This is a genomic window from Stenotrophomonas sp. 1L-E-5-B-C3, assembly GCF_057292075.1.
Genome location: NZ_JBXAWS010000006.1, coordinates 65,402 through 91,470, shown reverse-complemented (window position 1 = coordinate 91,470; position 26,069 = coordinate 65,402). Strand labels below are relative to the sequence as shown.

Below are 26,069 nucleotides of genomic sequence, written 5' to 3'. Positions count from 1 at the left end.
GGCTTGAACATGCAGGACCTGCGCATTTCCCTCGTCCAGGGTGACACCCGCTGGCACGACCCGGCTGGCAATCGCGCCTACTACGGTGCGTTGCTGGCGCCGCTGGCCGGCAGCACCGACCTGGTGATCCTGCCGGAGACCTTCACCAGTGGCTTCTCCAACGAGGCCATCGCCCAGGCCGAAGACATGGATGGCCCGACCGTGGCCTGGGTGCGCGAGCAGGCGAAGGCACTGGACGCGGCGGTGATCGGCAGCGTGCAGTTGCGCGAGGGCGAGGGCGTCTACAACCGTCTGCTGTTCGCCACGCCCGACGGCGAGCTGCAGTACTACGACAAGCGCCACCTGTTCCGCTATGGCGGCGAGCACGAGCGTTATGCCGCCGGCCGCGAGCGCTTGAGCGTGGAATGGAAGGGCTGGCGGATCAATCCGCAGGTCTGCTACGACCTGCGTTTCCCGGTGTTCTGCCGTAACCGCTACAACGTGGAGCGTCCGCAGCAGCTGGATTTCGACCTGCAGATCTTCGTCGCCAACTGGCCGTCGGCACGCGCCTATGCATGGAAGACCCTGCTGCGTGCGCGGGCGATCGAGAACCTGTGCTTTGTTGCTGCGGTCAACCGTGTCGGCGTCGATGGCAATCAGCTGCACTACGCAGGTGACAGCGCCGTGCTGGATTTCCTGGGGCAGCCTCAGGTGGAGATCCGCGAGCGCGAACAGGTGGTCACCACCATCATCTCGGCCGAGGCGCTGGCTGCACACCGCGGACGCTTCCCGGCGATGCTCGATGCCGACGCCTTCCACCTGGACGAGCAGGCCTGAGCGACGGCCTGAACGCCTCCGCACCAGCGCGCGCGCCTGCATCCAACCTGCACGCGCGCGCTGCTAGATTCGCCGCCAGTCCGACCGAACTGGAAGTCCTGTCATGAACAAGTTCTTCGCCCTGCTGCTGGCCCTGACCGCCGCATCGCTGGTTCCGGCTGCGCACGCTGCCGGCAACCTTGATTGCGAGCTGCGCTACAACCTGTCCGGCTGGTCGCTGATCTACAAGACTGCGTCCGGCAATGGCACGGTCACCTGCAGTAACGGTGCCAGCATGCCGGTGCACATCCAGATGAAGGGTGGCGGCCTGACCGTGGGCAAGTCGAAGATCACCAACGGGCGCGGCAACTTCACCGGCGCGATCAGCGTCGATCAGCTGCTGGGCACCTACGCGTCGGTTGGTGCACATGCCGGTGCGATGAAATCCAGCAATGCGCAGGTGATGACCAAGGGCGACATCTCACTGGCCCTGTCCGGTACCGGCAAGGGCTGGGACCTGGGCGTGGACGGTACCGCGTTCACCCTCAGCCGGCGTTGAGGCGGCGCTGCGCTGCGCCATCCCAGCTGATCCGGATGTAGTGCTGTTCGGAATCGCTCAACAACCGTTCGACACCGAAACCATTCTTCAGCAGCTGTGCGACCACATCTTCGACGAGCTGCTCGCTGGCCATCACCTGGCTGAAGCCGAACACGATATAGCGGCGGCCATTTTCCGAGCCGATCTGGATCGAGTTGTCGAGGTCGCGGTAGAACTGTTCGATCGGGCGCTTGGCGGCATCGGCGTTGGCGCGGGCCTGTTCAGCGGTGATGGTGATCATGGGCATCTGCCTTGTGCGGGAGAGCACGCACGATAGCCAGCGCCCTGATGTGAATTCCGTGCGTGGCGCACAATGCCCCGTGTTTGCAGCAATTCCTAACATGAGCTGTGAACGTCAAGACGCGCAGGAAAAGTGCCGCGCGGCGGTGAGCATCCTGCATCGACATGAAGCCATCGGGAAGGGATGGGTGCGAGCAGCAGTACAGGCGTGCAACGCACCGCCCAGAGGGGATCCTGGACCCATCCGATGCTGTGGGCACGCAGTGCATTTACATTTCCTTGACCTTGCAGTAACCCCGCAATGCCTAACAGGGACGTCCCAGCGATTCTGCTGGGATCATTGGAGACGCTGGAATGGAGTTCAGAACGTCCGTGCTGCTCGTGGCCCTCATCGCCACACCCGCGATCGCCCACGCCGAAGTCTGCCTGTCCGACAGCGGCATCGTTGTGTCCTGTCCTAGCCTGTTACCGCATCCGGTGACGGCCAGGTTCGAGATCGGGACCCTGCCGCGTGTGGCCGGCTCGCCATCGGAGATCTACATCACAGGCGGCGGCCAGGTGGATGGAACGAGTAATTTCTCGGTCTATGCCAATGGTCAGTTCCTGTGCCGTACCAATGACAATTACGACGGTGGCAACACCACGCCGATTCGCCATTGCACCGCGACCATCGCAACACCCGGGACCTATGTGATCTCGGCGTCGCGCAACAGCCCTGGCAACTTCCTTGCGCCGATGGACGAAGTGATCAACGTGCAGTAATCGATTGTCCGCTGACCCAGGCCCCGGGGCGTAACCCCCGGGGCCTCTGCTGCCCTTATGGCAGCGGGACCGGCTCCTTCACCGTTGCGATCCACAACCAGGCCTTCCGCCGTCAACTGCCCGGTCCCGTTGCAGCCACAAGGCCAGCAGGCCACACACGATAAGGGTTGGTGCCAGCAGCTGCACTGCACCGGCCAGTGCCATTGCCGCACCGATCAACAGGTAGTAGAGCAGGCCGAACAGCGCGCCTGCGCTGCCGAGACAATGTGGATAGCCGCGCAGGGCCTGGCCGAGCACATTGGGAATGGCAAGGCCGAAGCCCGTCACCACCGGCACCATCGCCGCGACCAGGGCCGGGTGATCATGCAGCAACGCGGCCAGCAGGCCTCCCGTCAGAACCAGTCCTGCGGCGATGCGGATGCGCGTGGTTGTGGCAACGCCTGCACGCAGCAGGCGCCCATTGCCCCACGCGCCCAATGCCGAACCCAGCGCCAGCACCGCGCCGCTGGCGCCGAACCAGGTGGCTGGCCAGTGCAGGCGCGCAAACACGAAGGGGCCGAGTACATACCAGCTGTACATCGCGACGTTGAAAGCCATCACCAGCAACGCGTGTGACCAGATCCAGCGATCGCGCAGCAGTTCCCGCAGCAGCGGCAGCATAGGCGTGTGCGGGATCTGTACAGGGCGGCTTTCGCGCAGCCCTGCCAGGCATGCGACTGCCAGCAGGGCAGCAATCAGCAGCAGGCCGGACTGTACGCCGACATAGCCATTGGCGGCGACCAGCAGCGTGCCCAGTGCAAGACCGATGGCCGGACTCAGGGCCAACGCCATGCCGATCCAGGAGAATGCCTGCGCCAACGCCGGCCCCTGCAGATGGTCGCGCAGCACGGTCTGGGTGACCACCGAAGCGGCGGCGGCGCCGACTGCGGCCAATGCCTGGGCCAGCAGCACCTGGCCGAAGCTGCCAGCCATCAGGCCGCCCAATGCAGCCACTGCGAAAACGCAGAGGCCACAGAGAAGGGCGGGGCGACGACCGATACGATCGGCCAGGCGCCCCCACAGCAGCACACCCGCAGCGAAGCCGAACAGGTACAGGCTCATGGCCTGGCTGGCGGCACTCGGCGGCAAGGCGAAGCGTATGGCTAGATCGGCCAGGGCCGGGCTGTACAGGGTCTGTGCCAGCTGCGGAAACATCAGCAGTGCAATGGCGAGCAACAACAGGCGACGCGACATGCGGGCGCTCCAGGAACGGGGCCGCGCATTGTGGTCGCGTCCGCAATGGCGCACCCTGTCTATCCTGTCATCGAATGTATGAAATCAGACATGGCCTGGTTGCAGCCGGACGCGCACTTCGACGCCGATGCCTGGAGCGCTCCGGTGCTGGGGATCGCGGCCTCACTGGCGGATCACGATTCGGGTTGGCACCAGCATGCACGCGCGCAGCTGCTGTACACCCGACAGGGCTGTACGCGTCTGACCTATGGTGATCGCATCAGCCTGCTGCCGCCCGCGCGCGCAGCGTGGATTCCGGGTGGGCTGCGCCATCGCGCGCAGATGCGCCAAGCGGTCGACTACCGTTCGTTGTACTTCGACGCCACCCTGTCGGCCCAGCTGCCCCGGCAGCCGGCGATCATCGGCGTAGGCCCGCTGCTGCAGGCCTTGCTGGAGCCGATCGCACAGGCACCGTTCGACCAGGACTGGCAGGCGCCGCGTGCGCACCACCAACTGGCGTTGTGCGTGCTGGAAATCGCCGCTGCACCGGTGGCGCCGATGGACCTGCCTTTACCGCGTGATCCGCGGATTGCACGTTGCCTGCCGCTGGCCGAACAGCTGCCGCCCGAACTGGGGGAGCTGGCCGCGCGCACAGGCCTGAGCGCGCGTACCGTCGGTCGGTTGATGCAACGCGATACCGGCATGAGCTATCAGGCCTGGCGCCAGCAATGGCGCCTGATGCGGGCCATGGAGCTGCTGCTGCTCGGCCATCGCGTCGCCCATGTGGCCCAGGACACCGGCTTCTCCGCCGAGAGCCCGTTCATTGCCTTCTTCCGCAGCATGACCGGCACTACGCCCGCCGCTTTCCAGCGCCACGCAAAAGGAGACGGAGGGGATTAGTCGTTTTCGCCCCTTCGATACACACCGTGGCAAAAACGAATTAATCCCCTCCGTCCCCTTTTTAAAGAAAAACCCCGGCCGGAGCCGGGGTTTTTCATGTCGCTCGCGTCAGCGATCAGCCGCCGCGCGGGCCACTGCGGCGCGGGCCGCCGGGGCCACGGTTGCCGCCGGGGCCACCCGGGCCACGGTTGCCACCCGGGCCGCCGGGACCACGATTGCCGCCGGGACCGCCCGGGCCACGGTTGCCACCGGGGCCACCTGCGCCGCGGTTGCCGCCCGGGCGTGCATTGGCGTTGCCGCCCGGACGACCGTTGCCGGCCGGACGCGCACTGCCATACGGGTTGAAGCCCGGATTGGCGTGGTCGGACGGGAAGCTCGGGGCGTTGCCCGGATGGCCGTACGGGTGCTTGTTGCCCTGGCCCTGCGAGCGGTTGCCGGCACCGGCCGGACGGCCCTGGCCGCCACCGGCGCCACGGCCTTCACCACCGAAACCGCCACGGCCCTGGCCGCCACCGGCGCCTGCGCCCGGACCCTTCGGCTTGCCGTATGGACGACCCTGGCCGCCTGCGCCCGGACCGCGTGCGCCGGGGCCACGAGCACCCGGACCGGCATTGCGGTGGCCGCTCGGGCCGGTGCTGACACCGTCCGGCACATACCAGGTACGGAATGCCGCCGGGTTGCCTTCCGGCAACGAGCGGTCGTTCTTCTGTGCGCGCTGCTTGAACGGCTTCTGCGACTGCTTGGCTGCGGCTTCACCGCTGACCGTCAGGCCGCCCTTGAAGCCGCCGCCTGCCTTGCCGCCACGACCACGGCCGCGGTCTTCGCGGACGTTGTCGAAACGACGCAGCTCGCGACCTTCATCGGCAGTGTTGTGGCCGTTGACGTAGGCATTGCCACGGCCACCTTCGCGTACGCGCACGGTGGTCTTGGCGGCGCGGCGCTGGCCGATCACCGGCTGCAGGGTCAGCGCCGACGGCGCGCCTTCTTCCAGCTTCAGCTGCGCACGCAGGGCTTCGACCTGGGCGCTGCCCAGCTCCACCGAATGGCCGCGGGCCAGTTCGCGCGGCAGGGTAACCTTGCCGTAGCGGGTGCGCTTCAGGCGGCTGACCTGGCAACCCTGGGATTCCCACAGGCGGCGCACTTCGCGGTTGCGGCCTTCCTTCACCACAACGCGGAACCAGTCGTGCGAATCGGTGCCGCCAATGCGTTCGATCTCGTCGAACTTGGCCGGGCCATCTTCCAGTGCCACGCCGCGGCCGAGGCGGTCGATGATGGCGTCGGAGACCTTCTCTTCGCCTTCCGGGGCACGCACGCGCACAACGTACTCGCGCTCGACCTCGAACGACGGGTGCATCATGGCGTTGGCCAGCTCACCGTCGGTGGTGGCCAGCAGCAGGCCGGTGGTATTGATGTCGAGGCGGCCGACCGCGATCCAGCGCGCGCCCTTCAGCGGCGGCAGCGACTCGAACACGGTCGGGCGGCCTTCGGGGTCTTCGCGGGTGGTCACTTCGCCTTCCGGCTTGTTGTAGACCAGCACGCGCGACGGCTCGGCCAGGGCGGTGGCGACGAAGCCACGGCCGTCCAGCTCGATCTTGTCGCCGCTCTTGACCGACATGCCGGTCTGCGCGACTTCACCGTTGACCTTGACCAGGCCTTCGGCGATGCGCTGTTCCAGCGCGCGGCGCGAGCCGAGGCCGGCCTGGGCCAGGACCTTGTGCAGGCGTTCTTCCAATTTGAACTGTTCGGAGGTGGCTTCGCGCTTCAGCGAGAGCTTGTTACGGGGGGTGTCACTCATCAGTTTTGCTCCGGCCGACGGTTTCGAGGTCGGCCTCTGGTTCGGAATCGGCTTGGTCAACAGCCACGGTCGTCATCGCGACGGCGTTGTCTTCGCGTTCGTTCACTGGCACCGCGCGCTCGCCCGGCGCGGAATCGGGATGCCCATCATCGAAGGGCGAAGGTGCTTGCTCATCGGAGGCCGAGGCAGGGGCTGCATCGGCGGAATCGGGGGTCTCGCTGCCGGCCAGGCCGGTGTCATCATTGGCGGCGTCATCGTGACCACCGGTCGAAACATCGGGGCCTTCGGCGCCAGCCCGGGGCGGTGCATCGCGGTCCAGCGACAGCTGTGGCTCCAGTTCGCCCAGGTCCTTCAGTTCCGACAGTGGCGGCAGTTCATCCAGTCGCTTCAGGCCGAAGTAGTCCAGGAAGCCCTTGGTTGTACCGAACAACGCCGGCTTGCCAGGCACGTCGCGGTGCCCGACCACGCGTATCCACTCGCGTTCTTCCAGCGCCTGGATGATGTTGCTGCTGACCGCCACGCCGCGCACCTGTTCGATCTCGCCGCGAGTGATCGGCTGCCGGTAGGCAATCAGCGCCAGGGTTTCCAAAGTAGCGCGGGTGTAGCGGGTCTTGCGTTCGGTCCACAGCCGGCTGATCCAGCCGTGTACTTCGCCGGTGACCTGGTAGCGGAAGCCTGAGGCGACCTCGACCAGTTCCACGCCACGGCCTTCGCAGGCGTCGCGCAGGCGTTCCAGCGCACGTTCGATGCTGCCCGGCGGTGCCGGTTCCTCTTCCGGGAACAGGTCCTTCAGCTGGGCCAGGGTAAGCGGCTGGCTGGAGGCCAGCAGCGCACCTTCGACAATGCGGTCGATCAGCGGTTGATCCATCGGCAGTCAGCGCTCACTCGTTGGCATTGGCGGCGTCGTTGTCGTCGAACTCGCTGCTGAACTGCAGCGGGGCGTTGGTATTGCCGGCGGCCAATGACTTCACGTAGATCGGCGCCAGCGGTTCTTCCTGGACGATGTCCAGCAGCTGCTCTTTGGCCAGTTCCAGCACCGCCAGGAACGTGACCAGCACGCCCAGCTTGCCTTCTTCGGCGGTGAACAACCCTTCAAAGCGGTAGAACTTGCCGTCTTCAAGCCGGCCGAGTACTTCACCCATGCGCTGCCGGACACTCAGCGCCTCGCGTTTGATCGCGTGGCCGGTGAACAGCTCGGCGCGCTTGAGCACGTCGTGCAGGGCCATCAGCATTTCCTTCAGGTCGACCGGCGGCGGCAGTTTCACCGTCGCCCGTTCGGGCATGAAGGCATGGGCCAGGCTGGTATCGCGGTCCTGGCGGGGCAGGGCGTCGATGTCCTCGGCAGCCTGCTTGAAACGTTCGTACTCCTGCAGCCGGCGTACCAGCTCGGCACGCGGGTCGGCCTCATCGCCTTCCTCGCTGACCGGGCGCGGCAGCAGCATGCGCGACTTCACCTCGGCCAGGATCGCGGCCATCACCAGGTACTCGGCGGCCAGCTCGAAACGGAGCTCGCGCATCACGGTGATGTATTCCACGTACTGCCGGGTGATCTCGGCGACGGGAATGTCCAGCACGTCCAGGTTCTGCCGGCGGATCAGGTACAGCAGCAGGTCCAGCGGGCCTTCAAAGGCATCCAGGATGACTTCCAGCGCATCCGGCGGGATGTACAGGTCCTGCGGAATCTGCAGGACCGGTTGCCCATGCACCACGGCCAGCGGCATTTCCTGCTGCTGGGGGGCGGGCGGCCGGGTTGGCGGGTTCGCGTCGAGCGCGAGTTCGGAAGTCATCTAATGGACATCAGGATTGCAACGGACCAGTCGCGGCACCGGGTTCACCGGGCCAACGCCACGGAGCCCCAGGGCACCAGGCACGCCGGGTTCGGCGCGCTTCCACACATATCAAACAGCAGGACGCGCCGCAGGAATCGGCAGCGACGGGACTACGGGGAGGTCGTCTACGTGGCCCCTTTGAAACAGCGGGACGGTCGTCGGGGGCTACGTTGGCCGCAAAAACCGACGGGCTGCTGCATCCAGCCACGCGCAATGGAGTCTAGGGTAAGCCTTTGCCGCGCCAGTGTCCAGCCGCGGCCGGGCCAAGGGCCGCATTGGCTAGAATCAGCGCACCGACAACGCAAGCGAGGAAATGCCGGTGTGGTATGTGATTGAAGGGTATGACGGCCAGGATGTCCTGGCACAACGGCTGCAGGCCCGGCCGGAACACCTGGCGCGCCTGCACGCGCTGCGCGACGAGGGTCGCCTGCTGTTGGCCGGGCCGTGCCCGGCGGTGGACAGCGAAGACCCGGGCCCGGCCGGATTCAGTGGCTCGGTGGTGATTGCCCAGTTCGATTCGTTGCCGCAGGCGCAGGCCTGGGCCGATGCCGACCCATACGTGGCGGCAGGTGTCTACACCCATGTGCAGGTGCGACCGTTCCGCAAGGTGCTGCCGTGAACGCGGAACGGATCGAGCGGATTCGTGATGCGCTGCAGCAGGCGTTGACCCCGAGCGTGCTCGAAATCGAGGACGACAGCCATCGCCATGCCGGCCATGCCGGTGCCCGCGACGGTCGCGGCCATTTCAACGTGCATGTGGTCAGCGATCGCTTCGCCGGACTGGGCCCGCTGGCCCGTCACCGCGCGGTCTACACCGCGCTGGGGGCGATGATGGAGACCGATATCCACGCGCTGTCCATCCGTGCGCTGACCCCGTCAGAACAGGGCTGAGGCCTTGTCCCACGCTGTCCTGGCCGGTCCCCGCAGGGGCCGGCACAGACAGATTTCCATGTCCATTTCGGGACATTCGCCTAACGGACTGTTTACAAGCCCAGATGGAAACGCTTACATTCCGCGCCAATGCTGGTAGGTCCAAGCCGTGGAGGGCGGCTTCGTGAACAAGGCAGCTATCACAATCAAAGACGTCGCACGCGAAGCCCGGGTCTCCGTGGCCACGGTTTCCCGCGCGCTCAACGGGCATGAAAATGTCGCCGAACCGGTCCGCCAGCTTGTGCTGGAGGTGGCCGCACGGCTGCGTTACACCCCGCACGCCGCCGCCCGCAGCCTGAGCAGCCGCCGCACCAATACGGTGGGCGTGGTGCTGCCTGACCTGTACGGCGAATTCTTCTCCGAACTGATGCGCGGCATCGACGGCGTGGCCCGCAACCGCCGCCAGCACCTGCTGGTGTCCAGCTACCATGGTGACCAGGAACAGCAGGGCGCGGCCCTGCGCGCCATGCGCGGCCGCGTCGACGGCCTGCTGGTGCTCTCGCCCTATGCCGAGAGTCCGGGCTTCCTGACCGACAACCTGCCGCAGTCGTTGCCGACGGTGTTGATCAACACCTATCTGCCCGGGCAGGACCATCCGGTGCTGAGCATCGACGACCACGCCGGTGCGATGGCGATGACCCGCCATCTGCTGGACGCCGGTCATCGCCGCATTGCCTTCATTTCTGGCCCGGACCTCAACTTCGACGCGCGCGAGCGCCTGCGCGGCTTCCGTGACGCACTGGCGGCTTTTGGCAGTGGCGCCGAAGGCATCGAGCTGCCCGGTGATTTCGACGAAGCTTCCGGCCATCGCGCCGGTCAGGAGTTGCTGGCAGCCGGAGCGCTGCCCGATGCCGTGTTCGCCGCCAACGACATGATGGCCCTGGGCTGCCTGTATGCGTTCACGCAGGCCGGCGTCCAGGTCCCGTCCGATGTCGCGCTGGCGGGTTTCGATGACATTCCGCTGGCGCGTTTCGTGCACCCGTCGCTGACCACCATGCAGGTCAGCATCGCCGAGCTCGGCGACCGGGCCATGACGCGCCTGCTGCAGTTGATGGACGGCACCTCCACGGACGGGACAGGGGACAAGCAGACCCTGGTTCCCCGCTTGATAGTTCGCGATTCCACCACTCCGCCATCGGGCCATTGAAGCCAGAGGCGTTCCTTCTTTTTTGATTGATCGCAGGGGCCGCGCGAGCGGTCACCGCCACCCGGAGATTGAGTTGATGATGCACACCACCTTCCGCACGCCGGCACGCCGGCTGCTGAGCACCGCACTGGTCAGCTGCCTGATGCTGGCCGCCGCTCCGAACGTCATGGCGCAGTCGGCCAATGCCAGCCTGCGCGGCCAGGTTTCCGGCGCCCAGGCCGGCGCCGAAGTGACCGCCACCAACGTAGCCACCGGCACCGTCCGTCGCGGCACCGTGCGTGCCGATGGCAGCTACTCGCTGATGGGCCTGGATCCGGGCACCTACAACGTGGTCGCCAACGGCCAGACCCAGAAGGTCACCGTCACCGTGGCCTCGACCGCGACGCTGAACTTTGCCGACGCCGCCAGCAGTACTCCCGGCACGACCGCAGCCACCAACCTGGACACCGTCAACGTTGTTGCGCCGACCCTGCTGCAGGAAGTGCGCACCTCTGAAGTCGGCAAGACCGTCAGCCTGCAGCAGATCCAGACCACCCCGCAGGTGTCGCGCAACTTCCTGGAGTTCGCCGACGCGGTGCCGGGCATGATCTTCACCCGCGATGCCAAGGGCAACACCTCGCTGCGCGGCGGCGCCACCAATTCCGACGGCACCAACGTCTACATCGATGGTGTGGGCCAGAAGAGCTACGTCAAGGGCGGCGGCATCTCCGGCCAGTCCGGAAGCGCAGGCAATCCGTTCCCGCAGCTGGCCATCGGTGAATACAAGGTCATCACCGGCAACTACAAGGCCGAGTACGGCCAGGTGTCCAGTGCAGCGATCACCGCCGCTACCAAGTCCGGTACCAACGAGTTCAAGGGTGAAACCTTCTACCGTTACACCAACGACAGCATGCGCGCGATGACCCCGGCCGAACGCCAGCCGGGCAAGAGCAAGGAAGAATCGGCCGAGAAGGAATATGGCTTCGCCCTGGGTGGCCCGATCATCAAGGACAAGGCCCACTTCTTCGTCACCTATGAAGCCAAGCGCTTCGACCTGCCGGTGACCATCGCGCCGGACGGTGCTGTAACTCCGTCGGCCGCCAATCTGCCCGCTGACGGTGCCGCAGGCCTTGGTCCGGCCAGTCAGCCGTTCCAGCAGGACCTGATCTTCGCCAAGATCGACTTCGAGCCGACCGACAACGATCGCATCGAACTGACCTTCCAGGATCGCGACGAAACCCAGCAGCAGTTCAGTGGCCAGACCGCGAAGGTACACGGCAAGGTCGTGGACAACACCGACCGCCGTTACGCGCTGCGCTGGAACCACAGCGGTGAGCGCTTCTACAACGAGTTGATGGTTACCCACGAGGAGGCCTTCAACAATCCGCTGCCGCTGAGCTTTGGCAACGGCATCATCTACACCGCACCGGATTTCGGTGACTCGGACGCCAACCGTCCGCAGGAGAAGACCCTTGTCCAGGTCGGCGCAGCCGATGCCTTCGCCTCGCAGGTGAAGGGCCAGAAGGGCTGGGCGATCGAGGACAACCTGACCCTCGATGGCCTGCAGTGGGCTGGCGACCACACCATCAAGATGGGTGCCAAGTACAAGCAGATCGACCTGTACGCCTCCGACGCGGCGCAGATCAATCCGCAGTTCTCCTACACCATCGACAACCCGGCGTTCCCGTCGGGCACGCCGTACAAGGCGCAGTTCACCAAGGCCAGCACCGGTGTCACCGGCGTGCAGTCTGAAGTGCGCGCCAAGGTCAAGCAGATTGGTCTGTTCATCCAGGATGACTGGCAGGTCAACGATCACCTGCAGCTGAACATCGGCCTGCGCTGGGATTACGAAAAGAATCCGGTCTATACCGATTTCGTGACCCCGCCGGAGGTCGTGAAAGCGCTGTTCTCGCAGGATCCGAACGCGCCGGTGGGCGTGTCCCAGACCTACGCGCAGACGCTGGCGCTCAGTGGTTTGAACGTCAACGACTACATCAGCACCGGCCACAACCGCAAGAACTTCAAGAATGCCTGGCAGCCGCGCCTGGGCTTCTCGTATGACGTCAATGCCGACGAACGACACGTGTTCCATGGTGGCGCCGGCCGTTCCTACGACCGCGACCTGTTCGACAACCTGGCACTGGAAACCACCAAGCTGGCGCTGCCGCAGCCAACCGTGTATTTCCGCAATCCGGCCACCGGTAACTGCATGTACGGTCAGACGCCGTGCTTTGACTGGAATCCGAACCTGATGAACGGCATCGAGAATGTGCAGGAACTGCTGGGTTCCACCAGCAATGAAGGCATGGAAGTCGATCTGCTGAACAACAACATGAAGGTGCCGTACGCCGACCAGTTCAGCCTGGGCATGAGCAACCAGTTCGGCGAGTGGCTGACCGATGCCACGATCTCCCGCACGCTGACCTATGACGGCTTTGCCTTCACCCTGGGCAACCGCTTCAACAACGGCAACTTCTTTGACAACCAGATGCTGTGTGGTGCCAAGGAGCCGACCTATGGTCAGCCGTGGAACTGCAACATTCCGGGCTTCGGCAGCCTGATCATCGGCCAGCAGGGCATCAAGACCCGATCGACCCAGGTCCTGCTGTCGGCGCAGAAGCCGTACAGCAAGGAAAGCGGCTGGGGCACCTCGATCGCCTACACCTGGACCAACGCGCGTCACAACCGCAACATCAACGAGCATTACTCGTTCGATCGCGGCACCATTGGTGAATACCCGACCATCAAGTCCAACGGCGCGCCGCGTCACCGCCTGGTGGTGACCGGTTCGTATGATGGCTTCTGGGGCATCACCTTCGGTGGCAAGCTGACCCTGGCCACGCCGACGCCGGGCAACGACTGGTCCTGCATCGCCCAGGCGGGCACCGCCAACTGCCTGCCGACTCCGGCCGCCGGTACTCCGGGTGGCAATGGCCGCTTCCTGCTCGGTGGCAAGATCTTCGGCTACCGCTCGCTGGACCTGCAGGCCACCAAGACCTTCAAGCTGGCTGGCGATACCGAGCTGTACGCGCGTATCGACATCATCAACGTGCTCAACTTCGACAACTTCTCGAACCTGAACTACGTCAAGCAGGACGGCAAGCTGCTGGTGAGCTACAACGAGACCGGCGACGTCATCGGTACCCCGCGCCAGGTCAAGGCGGAAGTGGGCTTCCGCTTCTAAGCGGATCCGCCTGAAGCAATACCCCGATGTCGCCGGTTCGCCGGCGGCATCGATCGCGTGAAAACGGCAATGGCCGGCCCCGTGCCGGTCCATTGCCCACGCCGCTGCCGGACAGGGGGCAGCGGCGTGGGCAATGATCGCGGTGTCAAACCACGTATTTCGTGGTTTTTTAAGAACGCATCTTGTAAACGATTTCAGATCATTGGACGGTATGCTTTCCCATCGATCAGACCACCGGAGAAATCGCGCCATGCTGGCACGCCATCTGTTGTCCGCCGCAGCGTTGAGCCTGGTCGTTGCTGCCTGCCAGCCGGCCCAGCAGGAGCCTGCCAAGCCTCAGCCGCAGGTGATCCTGATCGAGGCCGACGCGCCACCGCGGCCGATGAAGCCGGTGCTGCCGCCGCTTTTCGATGACATCGAACGCCGTACCTTCCAGTTCTTCTGGGACACCACCAACGAAATCAACGGCCTGACCCCGGACCGTTACCCGTCGAGGCCGTTTGCCAGCATCGCCTCGGTTGGCTTCGCGCTGACTGCCTATCCGATCGGCATCGAGAACGGTTGGGTCAGCCGCAACCAGGCCATCGACCGCACGCTGACCACACTGAAGTTCTTCCGCGACGTGCCGATGGGCCCGCAGCGCACCGGCAAGGCCGGCTACAAGGGCTTCTACTACCACTTCCTGGACATGCAGGAAGGCCGCCGCTACGACAGCTGGGTCGAACTGTCCTCGGTGGATACCGCACTGCTGATGATGGGCGTGTTGTTCGCGCAGTCGTATTACGACGGCGACGATCCGCGCGAGAAGGAGATCCGCCAGATCGCCGACACGTTGTACAAGAAGGTCGACTGGCCGTGGCTGCAGCAGCGTGCACCGCTGATCTCGATGGGCTGGTTCCCGGAGAGCGGCTTCATCGACCACGACTGGATGGGCTACAACGAGGCGATGATGGTCTACATCCTCGCCCTGGGCTCGCCGACGCACCCGGTCAGCCCGGATGCGTGGACCGTGTGGACGCGTACCTATGACAACGACTGGGGCGTGTACCAGGGCCAGGAATACCTGTCATTCGGCCCGTTGTTCGGCCACCAGTACAGCCACGTCTGGATCGACTTCCGCGACATCCAGGACGCGTACATGCGCGAGCGCGGCAGCACTTATTTCCTCAACAGCCGCTCGGCCGCGCTGGCCCAACGCGAATACGCCATCGCCAACCCCATGCAGTGGAAGGAGTACGGCGAGAACGTGTGGGGCCTGACTGCCAGCGACGGACCGCAGAACACCACCCAGGACTATCGCGGCGAGCAGCGCCAGTTCCGCCATTACTCCTCGCGCGGCGCTGGCCTGCGCGAGAACTTCGATGACGGCACCATCGCTCCCACCGCTGCGATCGCGTCGGTGGTGTTCGCCCCCGAGCAGGTGATCCCGGCAACGCTGGAGATGCACAAGCGCTTTGGCGACTACATCTATTCCAGCTACGGCTTCCTGGATTCGTTCAACCCCAGCTTCAACTACGACATCCCGATCAAGACCGGTCGCCTGGTGCCGGATCGGGGCTGGGTCGCCAGCGACTACATCGCCATCGACCAGGGCCCGATCCTGACCATGATCGCCAACTACCGCGATGACTTTGTCTGGGAAGTGATGAAGAAGAACCCGTACATCCGCAAGGGCCTGGAGCGGGCCGGGTTCAACGGTGGCTGGCTGGCGCCGGAAGGCTCCTTCCAGCCGCTGGAACTGCAGAAAGACGAAAAGGCCGCGGCGGCACGCGCGGTGGGTATCGCCGAATCACGCGCGGCTGCCGCGCAGGAACAGAAGAACAATGCCAACCGCACCACAGGCCAGGGCAAGTAACCTGATGCCGAACTGGATCGACCGCCTGCGCCGCTGGGCGCTGCCTGCCCTGGCCGCATTGGCCGTGGCCGGCTGCGCCCGCACCGAGCCGGGCACCACCACCGTGCGCTTCTGGGCGATGGGGCGCGAAGCCGAGGTGGTCAGCGAATTGATCCACGAATTCGAGGCCGAGAACCCCGGTATCAAGGTGGATGTGCAGAACATCCCGTGGACGGCCGCGCACGAGAAGCTGCTGACCGCGTTCGCCGCCGACGGCCTGCCGGACGTGTGCCAGCTCGGCAACACCTGGGTGCCGGAGTTCGCCGAACTCGACGCGCTGACGCCGCTGCAGCCGTTCGTGCAGCGTTCGGCCGTGGTCGACCCGAAGGACTACTTCCAGGGCATCTGGGATACCAACGTGATCCACGGTGAACTGGTCGGCGTGCCGTGGTACGTCGATACGCGCCTGATCTACTACCGCAAGGACCTGCTGGCCAAAGCCGGCTATGACCACCCGCCGCGCACGTGGCAGGAGTGGGACGAGCAGATGGCGGCAATCAAGCGAATGCAGGGCCCGAGCCGCTATGCAGTGCTGATGCCGATCAACGAGTTCGAGCAGCAGCTGTCGCTGGCGCTGCAGCAGCCTGATCCGCTGCTGCGCGACGACGACACCCGCGGCAACTTCGCCAGCCCCGGTTTCCGTCGCACGCTGGCCTTCTACGCCAACATGTTCGAGCAGGGCTGGGCGCCGAAGATGTCCGAGACGCAGATCTCCAACGTCTGGGACGAGTTCTTCCGTGGCTTCAACGTGTTCTACATTTCCGGCCCCTGGAACATCCGCGAGTTCAAGAAGCTGCAGCCGAAGGAACTGGAAGGGCAGTGGGGCACCGCCGCGCTGCCGGGTCCGGATGGCCCGGGCGCCGGCATTGCCGGTGGCACCAGCCTGGTGATCTTCCGCAAGTCGCAGCAGAAGGAAGCCTCCTGGAAACTGATCGAGTTCCTGTCGCGCCCGGAAATCCAGGCGCGCTTCCATTCGATCATCGGCGACCTGCCGCCGCGCCGCAGTACCTGGAACGCGCCGTCGCTGGCCAACGATCCGCTGGCCGCTGCGTTCCGTGACCAGCTGGAGCGGGTCAAGCCGACGCCGAAGGTGCTTGAATGGGAGCGCATCGTGCAGGAAATGCGCATCGTCACCGAGAAGGTGGTGCGCGGCGGGCTGCCGCAGGACAAGGCCGTGGAAGAACTGGACCAGCGCGTGGACAAGGTGCTGGCCAAGCGTCGCTGGATGCATGAACAACAACGCCTGCAGCAACGTGCGCCGTCGCCGCGTTCGAGCAGCGCCGTGGCCGCCGGGAGCGCGCAATGAAACGTACTTCGCTGGCCGGCTGGATCTTCGCCGGCCCCTCGTTGATCGTGCTGGGCATGTTCTTCGGCCTGCCGGTGGCCTCGGCACTGGCGCTGAGCGTGACCGACTTCGACCTGTATGCGCTGGCCGACAGCGGCAACCTGCGCTTCGTCGGCCTGGGCAACTATGTCGATCTTCTGCAGACGCCGATGTTCTGGAAGTCGCTGTGGAACACCACCTACTTTGTGCTGATCGGTGTGCCGTTGTCGATCGGCGTGTCGCTGGGCGCGGCGATGCTGCTGAATGCACCGGCCGCGCGCTTCAAGGCGCTGTTCCGTACCGCGCTGTTCGCACCGGTGGTGACCACGCTGGTGGCGGTGGCGGTGATCTGGCGCTACCTGTTCCATACCAGCTACGGCCTGGTGAACTACGGCCTGGGCCACCTGGGCATCAGCCCGATCGACTGGCTGGGTGATCCCAACTGGGCGATGCCGACCATCATGCTGTTCGCGGTGTGGAAGAACTTCGGCTACAACATGGTGATCTTCCTGGCCGGCCTGCAGGCGATCCCGCATGACCTGTACGAGGCCGCACGCATCGACGGCGCTTCGCGCTGGAAGCAGTTCCTGCATATCACCCTGCCGATGCTTGGCCCGGTGCTGCTGGTGGTTGGCGTGATCACGGTCTCGGGCTACTTCCAGCTGTTCGCCGAACCCTACGTGATGACCCGTGGCGACCCGCTGCAGAGCACCGTCAGCGTGCTGTATTTCATGTTCGAGGAAGGCTTCAAGTGGTGGAACCTGGGACGCGCCTCTGCAGTGGCGTTCCTGCTGTTCCTGATCATCCTGGCGGTGACCACCGTGATGCTGCGTTTCGGCCGCAAGAGGCAGTTGGTATGAGTCGTGAAATCGGCCAGTCGCGCTGGTACCCGTGGTTGATCAATGGTGCGTTGCTGGTGCTGGCCCTGGTCAGCCTGGCGCCGCTGCTGTGGATGCTCTCGGTTTCGTTCATGCCGCAGGGCGAGGCCACCCACTTCCCACCGCCGCTGTTGCCGTCCAGCATCACCACGCGCAACTACCATGAGTTGTTCGCGCGCACCGGCATGGGCGGCAACTTCGCCAACAGCCTGCTGGTGTCGGTGGGCATCACCCTCGGCTCGCTGCTGCTCAACACCATGGCCGGCTATGCGTTCGCCAAGCTGAACTTCGTCGGCCGCGAACGCCTGTTCCAGGTGTTGATGGCCGCACTGGTGATCCCGGCACAGGTGGCGATGCTGCCGCTGTTCCTGCTGATGAAGCAGCTGGGCCTGGTCAACAGCTTCGGCGGCGTGATCGTGCCGGCGCTGGCCAGCGTGTTCGGCATCTTCCTGGTCCGCCAGTACGCGCGTTCGATCCCGGACGAACTGCTGGAAGCGGCGCGCATAGATGGGGCAGGGGAGCTGCGCATCTTCTTCCAGATCGTGCTGCCGATGCTCAAGCCGGTGCTGGTGACCCTGGCCATCTTCACCTTCATGGGCGCATGGAACGATTTCATGTGGCCGTTGATCGTGTTGACCGATCAGGAGCACTACACTTTGCCGGTGGCGCTGGCCACCCTCTCGCGCGAGCACATCATGGACGTGGAAATGATGATGGCCGGCGCGGTGGTCACCGTGGTTCCGGTGCTGGCGCTGTTCCTGGTGCTGCAGCGGTACTACATCCAAGGTCTGTTGCTGGGGAGCGTCAAAGGATGAAGCGAGCGATCGCCGTTGGACTGGGCCTGTTGTGGACCTCCCTGGCGATCGCCGCACCACCGGCGCTGCCGGCACCGAAGGTGCTGGACGACTTCGACGACATCAGTGCCTGGAAGCTGGTGCTGTCCGACCAGGTCAGCGGCTCGTTGCGACCGGTCAGCGGTGCCGGCGGTGGTCGCGCGCTGTGCCTGGATTACGACTTCCACAAGGTTTCCGGCTATGTCGGCATCCGTCGCGCGCTGAACATCGAATACCCGGTCAATTATCGTTTTGGCTTCCAGTTGCGCGGTGACTCGCCGGGCAACGACCTGCAGTTCAAGCTGATCGACGCCAGCGGCGACAACGTCTGGTGGGTCAACCGGCCGGGGTACAGCTTCAACAAAGCCTGGACGCCGGTGGAGTACCGCCGCCGCCAGATCGACAAGGCCTGGGGCCCGTCGCCCGAAAAGGAGATGGCGCGTAGCGCCGCGGTCGAGTTCACCATCTACAGCAAGGTCGGTGGGCGCGGCACGGTGTGCTTCGACAAACTGACCCTGCAGGGCCTGCCGCCGCAGGATGAGTCGGCGCTGGTGCCGTCGGTGATCGCCGATACCGCGATGGCGCTGCAGGACCGCATGATCGACGGCAGGAGCGATACCTTCTGGATCAGTGGCGGGGTCAAGCAGCAGACCATCAGCCTGGACCTGCACAAAAGCCGCGAGATCGGTGGCGCGGTGATCGACTGGTTGCCGAACCTGGAGGCCCGCCGCTACACCGTGCGCACGTCCGAGGATGGCCGTGACTGGCGCACCGTGCGCGAGGTGACCAGTGGTGCCGGTGGCCGTGACTGGCTGGCGCTGCCGGATACCGATGCACGCTACGTGCGCTTCGACCTGCAGGATGGCCCGAACTGGCGTTACGGTATCCGTGATATCGCGCTCAAGCCGTTGGCCTTCGCCGCGACCCCGAACGCATTCCTGTCTTCGGTGGCCGCCGACCTGCCGCGCGGGTCGCTGCCGCGTGCCTACGTGGGCGAGCAGCCGTACTGGACCCTGCTGGGCCTCGATGGTGGCCAGGAGCAGGCGCTGATCAGCGAGGACGGCGCACTGGAGCCGGCCAAGGGCAGCTTCAGCATCGAACCGTTCATCCGCCTCGATGGCAAGCTGCTGGACTGGTCCAAGGTTGCCATCACCCAATCGCTGCAGGACCACTACCTGCCGATCGCCAACGTCGATTGGGTGCATGAGAAGGCCGGCCTGGCGGTGACCAGCTTCGTGCAGGGCACTCCCGAGCGCGCGCAGCTGATCGGCCGCTATCGCCTCAGCAACCCGGACAAGGTCGCGCACGAGTACACCCTGGCGCTGGCGATCCGTCCCTGGCAGGTCAACCCGCCGACACAGTTCCTCAACACCGTCGGTGGCTTCAGCCGTATCGATGCGCTGGATGTCGGCGAGCAGCTGGTGCGGATCAATGGCGAGCCGCGCATCTATCCGCTGCAGGTGCCGGACGCACGCTTCGCCAGCACCTTCGACGGCAAGCTGGATGCGATGCATCTGGCGGAGGGGAAGTATCCGGCCACCACGACGGTGAAGGACAGCACCGGCATGGCCTCCGGAGCGTTGCTGTACACGATCAAGCTGGAGCCCGGCCAGAGCCGCGAAGTGGCGGTGGTGCTGCCGCAGACCGGTGGTTGGGCACCGCAGGCCCTGGACGTGGCCAAGGCACAGGCGCAGGTGGCCGAACAGTGGCGACAGAAGCTGGGTGTGGTGTCGCTGCAGGTGCCGGCCGCCGGCCAGGCGTTGGTCGATACCCTGCGTACTGCAGTCGCGCACATGCTGATCTCGCGTGTTGGCCCGCGCCTGCAGCCGGGCACGCGGTCATATGCGCGCAGCTGGATCCGAGACGGCGCGATGATTTCCGAAGGCCTGCTGCGCATGGGCCGCAGCGATGCGGTGCGCGACTACATCAATTGGTACGCGCCCTACCAGTTCGAGAACGGCAAGGTGCCGTGCTGCGTCGATGCACGCGGCAGCGATCCGGTGCCGGAGAACGACAGCCATGGCGAGCTGATCTACAGCATCGCCGAGTACGGGCGCTACACCGGCGACAGTACTTTCACCGAGCTGATGTGGCCGCATGTGCAGGGCGCCTACGGCTACATGGAGCAGCTGCGCGCCAGCGAGCGCACCGAGGAGAGCCGCGCGCGCAATCCTGCCTTCTACGGGATGATGCCGGCGTCGATCAGCCACGAGGGTTATTCGGCCAAGCCGATGCACTCGTACTGGGACAACTTCTGGGCGCTGCGCGGCTACAAGGATGCGGCGCAGCTGGCCACCCAGCTGGGCAAGGTTGAGGCGATGCAGATTGCCGAATCGCGCGACCAGTTCCGCGATGACCTGCAGGCGTCGCTGCTGTCGGCGATGCAGCAGCACAACATCGACTATCTCCCGGGTTCGGCCGAGCTGGGTGACTTCGACGCGACGTCGACCACCATCGCACTGGCCCCGGGCGGCGAACAGGGCAGGTTGCCGCAGCAGGCGCTGGAGGCGACCTTCGAACGCTACTGGAACGAGTTCGTTGCCCGTCGCGACGGCAAGCGCGAGTGGAAGGACTACACCCCGTACGAGTGGCGCAACGTGGCCGCGTTCGTGCGCCTGGGCTGGCGCGACCGTGCCTGGCAGGCCACCGAGTTCTTCTTCAAGGATCGCGCACCGCAGGCCTGGAACCAGTGGGCCGAAGTGGTCTCGCGTACGCCGCGCAAGCCGTTCTTCGTCGGCGACCTGCCGCATGCCTGGGTGGCCTCGGACTTCGTGCGCTCGGCGCTGGACATGTTTGCTTACCACCGCGACATGGACGACGCGCTGGTGCTGGCCGCGGGCGTGCCGAGCGCGTGGCTGCAGGGCGAGGGCATTGCCGTGCAGGGCCTGCGCACGCCGCAGGGCCAGCTGAACTATCGCCTGCAGCGCAGCGACAAGCAGCTGGTGCTGGAGGTGCAACCGGGCCTGGTGCCGCCGGTCGGCGGCGTGGTGCTGCCGTGGCCATACGCGGGTGATCCGGGCGAGGCGACCATCAACGGCGAAACGGTCGAGTGGGTCAACAAGGAACTGCACGTGCACCAGTTGCCGGCACGGGTCGAGATTGAAGTGCCAAGCGCGGTACGCCGCGCCGAACGCAAGGGACAGTAACAATGAAGCAACAGGGGACGAGGGCGCGCACGGTCGTGCGTGCCCTTGGGCTGGCCGTCGCGTTGGCATTGTCTGGCCTCGCGATGGCGGCGGCAACGTCGGCAAACACGTTGCAGGCCGATGCCGCCCATGCGCCGGGCATGAGCATGAGCATGGTCACCTTCAATCTGCATCATGATCGCGAGGACTGGCCGAGCCGCCGGCGCAGCATCGTTGCCGAACTCAAGCGCCTGCAGCCCGATGCGATTGCCCTGCAGGAGGTGATCCAGCGCCGTACCCTGCGCAACCAGGCGCAGTGGTTGGCCAGCCAGCTCGGCTACACGTATCTGTTCGTTTCCACCGATCCGGTCGGGGCCCCGAAGCGCTATGGTAATGCGCTGCTGACCCGGCGCCCGGTGCTGGCCCGGAACGATCACCTGCTGCTGCCGCTGGATGACTACCGCACCGTCGCCCATCTGCGCATCGACGTCGATGGCAGGCCAGTGAACGTCTATGCCACCCATCTCAATGAGCGCAGCGATGAAAGCGGGCAACGCATCCGTCGCACCCAGGTGGAGGATCTGCTGCGCTTCATCACGGCCACTTCCGCTGCGGCACCGGTGGTGATCGCAGGCGATTTCAACGCGCTGGTGGATGCCGGCGATCTGAGCGAACTGCGCAGCCGCTATGGCGACAGCTACGGCAGCGTGCATGTCAACACCGACCTGGCCGGGGTCAGTACACTCAACCGCCACTATTACCAGGCGCCATCGCGGATCGACCACATCTTCTTCCAGCAGGATGAAATGGTGGCGCGCGAGGCGAAGATCCTGTTCGACCAGCCCGACGACAGCGGCCGCTGGGCCTCGGACCACTACGGTGTGTGGACCCGCCTGCAGTTCGCACCGAGCCCCTGACGCAGACACACTTCGGTAGGTGCCAACCTTGGTTGGCACGAACCAGCAGCGCCGACCAGGGTCGGCCTCTACCCAACGCACAAACAAAAACGGCGGGGATCATCGATCCCCGCCGTTTTGTTTTCACGCGATCAAAGATCGATCAGTTTGCCGGCGGCGTGCGCTTGGCAGCCTCTTCGTCTTCTTCGTCGGTCTTGGCTTCAGCAGCCTGGGCGGCCGCATCGGCGTGGCCATCGGCGACCGGGTCGATCGACGGCGTCACCACCGCCTCGGCGACCGGTGCAGCGGCTTCCACCGGCGCGGCTTCCACCACTACCGCAGCGACCGGCTGTTCAGCGATCGGCGCGGTCTCGACGACCTGCGGCGCTTCAACCGCCGGGGCAGCTTCAACCGCGACCGGCTTCGCTTCAGCCACCGGGGCGGCTTCAACAACGTCCGGCTTCGATTCCACGACCGGAGCCGCCTCAACCACCACCGGCTTCGACTCAACCACTGGAGCGGCTTCAACCACCACCGGCTTCGCTTCGATCACCGGAGCGACGTCTTCCACGACCGGCTTCACTTCTGCCGCCGGGGCGGCAACGGCGACCGGCTGTACCGGGGTCGCTGCGTCGATGGCGTCGAGCATGCTGGTCTGCACCGGCGAGGACGCCGTTTCGGACTTGGCAATGGTCTCAACCGGGGCTGCGGTCTCGGCGACGGCCGGAACGGCGGCTTCGACCACGGCGCTGCTTACCACCGCGACCGGCGCGGCCACGACGGCTGCGGCGGCACGGGCCGGCTTCTCTGCTTCGACGGCGGCCGGTTCGGCCTCGTCGTCGAAATCGAACTCCGGCTGCGAACGGACCGGCTGGCTGACGGCGACCGGAGCGGCTTCGCTGGTGTTGCCCACGTTCGGTTCGGTGCCGTCGGCGTCATCGCCTTCGTCACCGTCGTCCTGGTCGTCGCCCAGGGCGTCATTGCCGGTCGCGTTCTCGGCGCCACCGCGGCGGCGACGGCGGCCACCACGACGGCCACGACGACGACGGCTCGCGCCTTCGCCAGTCTGGTCGCCCGTGGCCTCGGCAGTGGCCTCTTCACCGGTCACGACAGCGGCTTCAGCCTCGGTGCCTGCGGCCATGGCGGTCTCGACCACCGGTGCGGCGTCCACCGGTGCGGCAGCGGCAACCGGCGCAACCGGTGCAGTGGCTTCCTGCGCGGTCACGGTATTGGCGACGACCGCCGTCGCGGTCACTGCAGCGGCAGCGGTGACCACTTCGGTAGAGGCTTCGGCGGCATTGCGCTGCGGCTTTTCGGCCGGCTTGTCGCCGTCCTGCTGCGGACGCGGCTGTCGGGGTTGCTTCAGCTTCGGCTGCTGCTGCGGGTTCTGGGCCTGCGGTTCGTTGCGCGGCTTGTTCTGCTGCGGCTGCTGCTGGCCGTCCTTCTGCTGATCCTTCTGCTTGCCCTGCTGCTGCGGCTGCTGGGCATTGCCAGTGCCAGGATTGGCGCCGTTGCCACCCTGGCGGCCGTCCTTGCGCTGCTCACCGCGGTCCTTGCGGTTGCCGCCGTCCTTCTGCTGCTGCGCATTGCCGTTGCCGCGGCTGTCATCGCGACGGTCCTTGCGGTCCTTGTTGCGATCCTTGTTGCGGTCACGGCGGCCACCGTCCTGTTGCGGCTGGCGTGCGGCCGGAGCCGGTGCGGGCGCCGGTGCCGGCTCGCCGCCAAAGATGCGCTTCAGCCAGCCGACGACGCCACCACTGGCGGCTGCGGCCGGAGCGACCGCGGCCACTGGTGCCGGAGCCGGGGCTGCAGCCGGCTCAACTTCCTCACGCACCGGGGCGGGGGAGTTGTGCTTGACCTGGGTCACCATCGGCGGCGGGATGTTCAGCTGGCCCTTGGTCAGCGCGTGCACCGGCAGCTTGCGCGGGGTGCCGCGCTGGTAACTCGGCCTGCCACTTTCCTCACCCAGCTCGTTGTCGCGCAGGCGGGTGACGGCGTAGTGCGGGGTGTGCAGCTGCTCATCGGCGACGATCACGATCGGCGCCTCATGGCGCTGCTCGATCTCGCGCAGAGCGCTGCGCTTCTCGTTCAACAGGTAATTGGCGATCTCCACCGGGGCCTGCACCAGCACCTGCCCGGTGTTCTCCTTCATCGCGTGCTCTTCGGCGACGCGGATGATCGACAGCGACAGCGACTCGACGCTGCGCATGCGGCCGTGGCCGTCGCAACGCGGGCAGACGATCTGGCTCGACTCGCCCAGGCTCGGGCGCAGGCGCTGGCGGCTCATTTCCAGCAGGCCGAAGCGCGAGATGCGGCCGACCTGCACGCGTGCACGGTCGTACTTCAGCGCGTTGGCGAGGCGGTTCTCGACCTCACGCTGGTGCTTGTTGGAGGCCATGTCGATGAAATCGATGACCACCAGGCCACCCAGGTCGCGCAGGCGCAGCTGGCGGGCCACTTCCTCGGCCGCTTCCAGGTTGGTCTGGAAGGCGGTGTCCTCGATGTCGCTGCCCTTGGTGGCGCGCGAGGAGTTCACGTCGACGGCGGTCAGCGCTTCGGTCTGGTCGACCACGATCGAACCACCCGACGGCAGGCGTACGTTGCGCTCGTAGGCGCCCTCGATCTGCGATTCGATCTGGAAGCGGTTGAACAGCGGGATGTCGTCCTTGTAATGCTTGAGCTTGCGCAGGGTCTGCGGCATCACCTGCTGCATGAACTCCTTGGCGTGCTCGTACATCTCCTCGGTGTCCACCAGGATCTCGCCGATGTCGGCACGCAGGTAGTCACGGAGGGCGCGCACGATCAGGCGCGATTCCTGGTAGATCAGGAACGGGGCCGGCTTGCTCAGCGCGGCTTCGGCGATGGCGCGCCAGACGTTCAGCAGGTAATCCAGATCCCACTGCAGCTCTTCGGCATCGCGGCCGACGCCGGCGGTGCGGATGATCACGCCCATGTCGTCGGGGATGTTCAGCTTGTCCAGGGCGTCCTTCAGGGCGGCCCGGTCTTCGCCTTCGATGCGACGGGAGACACCGCCCGCGCTGGGCGAGTTCGGCATCAGCACCATGTAGCGGCCGGCCAGGGAGATGAACGTGGTCAGGGCAGCGCCCTTGTTGCCACGCTCTTCCTTGTCCACCTGGACGACGATTTCCTGGCCTTCCCTCAGCAGCTCGCGGATGCCGGCCTTGTTGTGGTCGACACCGGCCTGGAAGTAGTCGCGGGAGATTTCCTTCAGCGGCAGGAAGCCGTGGCGGCCACCACCGTATTCAACGAAGGCTGCTTCCAGCGAGGGCTCGATGCGAAAGATCCGGCCCTTGTAGATGTTGGACTTCTTCTGTTCCTTCGACGGCTGTTCGATGTCGATGTCATACAACGACTGGCCATCCACGATGGCAACACGCAGCTCTTCAGCCTGCGTGGCGTTGATCAGCATTCGCTTCATTGTTGCGTTCCTCGCAAGCGGCTACCGCGCGGAACGCCATGGGGTTTCGCCTCTGGACACGGTTCGCCGCCCATTCGCGCAAGCGCGGGGAGGGCGGCTTGGGTTTCCAGCGCTACGACACCACGGCAGGCCGCGGGAGCGCTTCACTCTTATGGGTTTTGGGGTGTTACAGGCCGCAGGCAGCTGTCAGCCAGGCTGGAGCGCCACGCGGGACATGTTCAGCACGGTTGTGTGTCAGACATCCGGCGATGGCCGGGAAGGCCGGTGAGCCGCTAACATGGCCGCCCCGCGGGCGGTGGTCGCGCACTG

General features: G+C 65.6%; 20 protein-coding genes. 14 read left to right on the top strand and 6 right to left on the bottom strand.

The features are described from left to right. Nucleotides 1-9 precede the first annotated feature (9 nt). Both AC0Z6F_RS09765 and AC0Z6F_RS09760 read left to right on the top strand, forming a co-directional pair. Nucleotides 10-816, top strand: coding sequence for an amidohydrolase (locus tag AC0Z6F_RS09765; RefSeq protein ID WP_485617180.1), 807 nt, complete (start codon nt 10-12; stop codon nt 814-816). A 103-nt stretch (nt 817-919) separates the two neighbouring features. Continuing rightward, a complete protein-coding gene (locus tag AC0Z6F_RS09760) occupies nt 920-1,354 on the top strand; it encodes a hypothetical protein (RefSeq protein WP_485617181.1) in 435 nt (144 codons plus the stop codon). Here the strand turns inward: AC0Z6F_RS09760 and AC0Z6F_RS09755 are convergent. Further along, entirely contained in the window at nt 1,341-1,634 is a 294-nt protein-coding gene (locus AC0Z6F_RS09755) for a hypothetical protein (protein ID WP_046984376.1), read from the bottom strand. The two genes, AC0Z6F_RS09760 and AC0Z6F_RS09755, sit on opposite strands and share 14 nt — an antisense overlap. A gap of 353 nt (nt 1,635-1,987) precedes the next feature. On the opposite strand from AC0Z6F_RS09755, the gene AC0Z6F_RS09750 reads away from it, so the two are divergent. Further along, nucleotides 1,988-2,395, top strand: a complete 408-nt coding sequence (locus tag AC0Z6F_RS09750) for a hypothetical protein (protein WP_012511621.1) — start codon at nt 1,988-1,990, stop codon at nt 2,393-2,395. Nucleotides 2,396-2,473: 78 nt separating this feature from the next. Here the strand turns inward: AC0Z6F_RS09750 and AC0Z6F_RS09745 are convergent, their stop codons facing one another. Further along, nucleotides 2,474-3,628: an MFS transporter gene (locus AC0Z6F_RS09745; protein WP_012511620.1), complete on the bottom strand. Its 1,155-nt coding sequence runs from the start codon at nt 3,626-3,628 to the stop codon at nt 2,474-2,476. A gap of 90 nt (nt 3,629-3,718) precedes the next feature. On the opposite strand from AC0Z6F_RS09745, the gene AC0Z6F_RS09740 reads away from it, so the two are divergent. Continuing rightward, nucleotides 3,719-4,507 carry an AraC family transcriptional regulator gene (locus AC0Z6F_RS09740; protein ID WP_041864562.1) on the top strand — a complete coding sequence of 263 codons (789 nt, stop codon included), beginning with the start codon at nt 3,719-3,721 and terminating at the stop codon, nt 4,505-4,507. A gap of 115 nt (nt 4,508-4,622) precedes the next feature. Here the strand turns inward: AC0Z6F_RS09740 and AC0Z6F_RS09735 are convergent, their stop codons facing one another. From AC0Z6F_RS09735 to AC0Z6F_RS09725, 3 genes are read right to left on the bottom strand one after another with little or no spacing between them, the layout of a single operon-like run. After that, nucleotides 4,623-6,302 carry a pseudouridine synthase gene (locus tag AC0Z6F_RS09735; protein WP_046984373.1) on the bottom strand — a complete coding sequence of 560 codons (1,680 nt, stop codon included), beginning with the start codon at nt 6,300-6,302 and terminating at the stop codon, nt 4,623-4,625. Then, nucleotides 6,295-7,170 carry an SMC-Scp complex subunit ScpB gene (scpB, locus tag AC0Z6F_RS09730; protein WP_046984372.1) on the bottom strand — a complete coding sequence of 292 codons (876 nt, stop codon included), beginning with the start codon at nt 7,168-7,170 and terminating at the stop codon, nt 6,295-6,297. Before scpB ends, AC0Z6F_RS09735 begins: the two co-directional genes overlap by 8 nt. Before the next feature lie 13 nt (nt 7,171-7,183). After that, the gene (locus tag AC0Z6F_RS09725; protein WP_046984371.1) at nt 7,184-8,089 is read right to left on the bottom strand and encodes a segregation and condensation protein A; all 906 of its coding nucleotides are present in this window, start codon (nt 8,087-8,089) and stop codon (nt 7,184-7,186) included. A 361-nt stretch (nt 8,090-8,450) separates the two neighbouring features. Between AC0Z6F_RS09725 and AC0Z6F_RS09720 the strand changes: the two genes are divergently transcribed. From AC0Z6F_RS09720 to AC0Z6F_RS09675, 10 genes are all read left to right on the top strand, one after another. Then, nucleotides 8,451-8,750 (top strand): YciI family protein, encoded by a 300-nt coding sequence (locus AC0Z6F_RS09720; RefSeq protein WP_012511616.1) that lies wholly within the window; start codon nt 8,451-8,453, stop codon nt 8,748-8,750. Next, the gene (locus AC0Z6F_RS09715; protein ID WP_006378127.1) at nt 8,747-9,022 is read left to right on the top strand and encodes a BolA family protein; all 276 of its coding nucleotides are present in this window, start codon (nt 8,747-8,749) and stop codon (nt 9,020-9,022) included. Before AC0Z6F_RS09720 ends, AC0Z6F_RS09715 begins: the two co-directional genes overlap by 4 nt. Before the next feature lie 148 nt (nt 9,023-9,170). Next, the gene (locus AC0Z6F_RS09710) at nt 9,171-10,208 is read left to right on the top strand and encodes a LacI family DNA-binding transcriptional regulator (protein ID WP_006378125.1); all 1,038 of its coding nucleotides are present in this window, start codon (nt 9,171-9,173) and stop codon (nt 10,206-10,208) included. 76 nt (nt 10,209-10,284) lie between these two features. Continuing rightward, nucleotides 10,285-13,371, top strand: coding sequence for a TonB-dependent receptor (locus AC0Z6F_RS09705; RefSeq protein WP_485617182.1), 3,087 nt, complete (start codon nt 10,285-10,287; stop codon nt 13,369-13,371). 250 nt (nt 13,372-13,621) lie between these two features. Then, nucleotides 13,622-15,226, top strand: coding sequence for a glucoamylase family protein (locus AC0Z6F_RS09700; RefSeq protein WP_046984367.1), 1,605 nt, complete (start codon nt 13,622-13,624; stop codon nt 15,224-15,226). 4 nt (nt 15,227-15,230) lie between these two features. Then, on the top strand, nt 15,231-16,571 hold the full coding sequence (locus AC0Z6F_RS09695) for a sugar ABC transporter substrate-binding protein (RefSeq protein ID WP_485617183.1): 1,341 nt from the start codon (nt 15,231-15,233) through the stop codon (nt 16,569-16,571). Next, nucleotides 16,568-17,449: a carbohydrate ABC transporter permease gene (locus AC0Z6F_RS09690; RefSeq protein ID WP_197584973.1), complete on the top strand. Its 882-nt coding sequence runs from the start codon at nt 16,568-16,570 to the stop codon at nt 17,447-17,449. The genes AC0Z6F_RS09695 and AC0Z6F_RS09690 overlap by 4 nt, the downstream gene beginning before the upstream one ends. Continuing rightward, a complete protein-coding gene (locus AC0Z6F_RS09685) occupies nt 17,446-18,282 on the top strand; it encodes a carbohydrate ABC transporter permease (RefSeq protein ID WP_006378064.1) in 837 nt (278 codons plus the stop codon). The genes AC0Z6F_RS09690 and AC0Z6F_RS09685 overlap by 4 nt, the downstream gene beginning before the upstream one ends. Then, nucleotides 18,279-21,446, top strand: coding sequence for a discoidin domain-containing protein (locus AC0Z6F_RS09680; protein WP_006378060.1), 3,168 nt, complete (start codon nt 18,279-18,281; stop codon nt 21,444-21,446). Before AC0Z6F_RS09685 ends, AC0Z6F_RS09680 begins: the two co-directional genes overlap by 4 nt. A 2-nt stretch (nt 21,447-21,448) precedes the next feature. Further along, nucleotides 21,449-22,342, top strand: coding sequence for an endonuclease/exonuclease/phosphatase family protein (locus AC0Z6F_RS09675; protein WP_006378058.1), 894 nt, complete (start codon nt 21,449-21,451; stop codon nt 22,340-22,342). Nucleotides 22,343-22,484: 142 nt separating this feature from the next. On the opposite strand, the gene rne is transcribed toward AC0Z6F_RS09675, so the two are convergent. Continuing rightward, nucleotides 22,485-25,760, bottom strand: coding sequence for a ribonuclease E (gene rne / locus AC0Z6F_RS09670; RefSeq protein ID WP_012511610.1), 3,276 nt, complete (start codon nt 25,758-25,760; stop codon nt 22,485-22,487). Nucleotides 25,761-26,069: the final 309 nt, after the last annotated feature.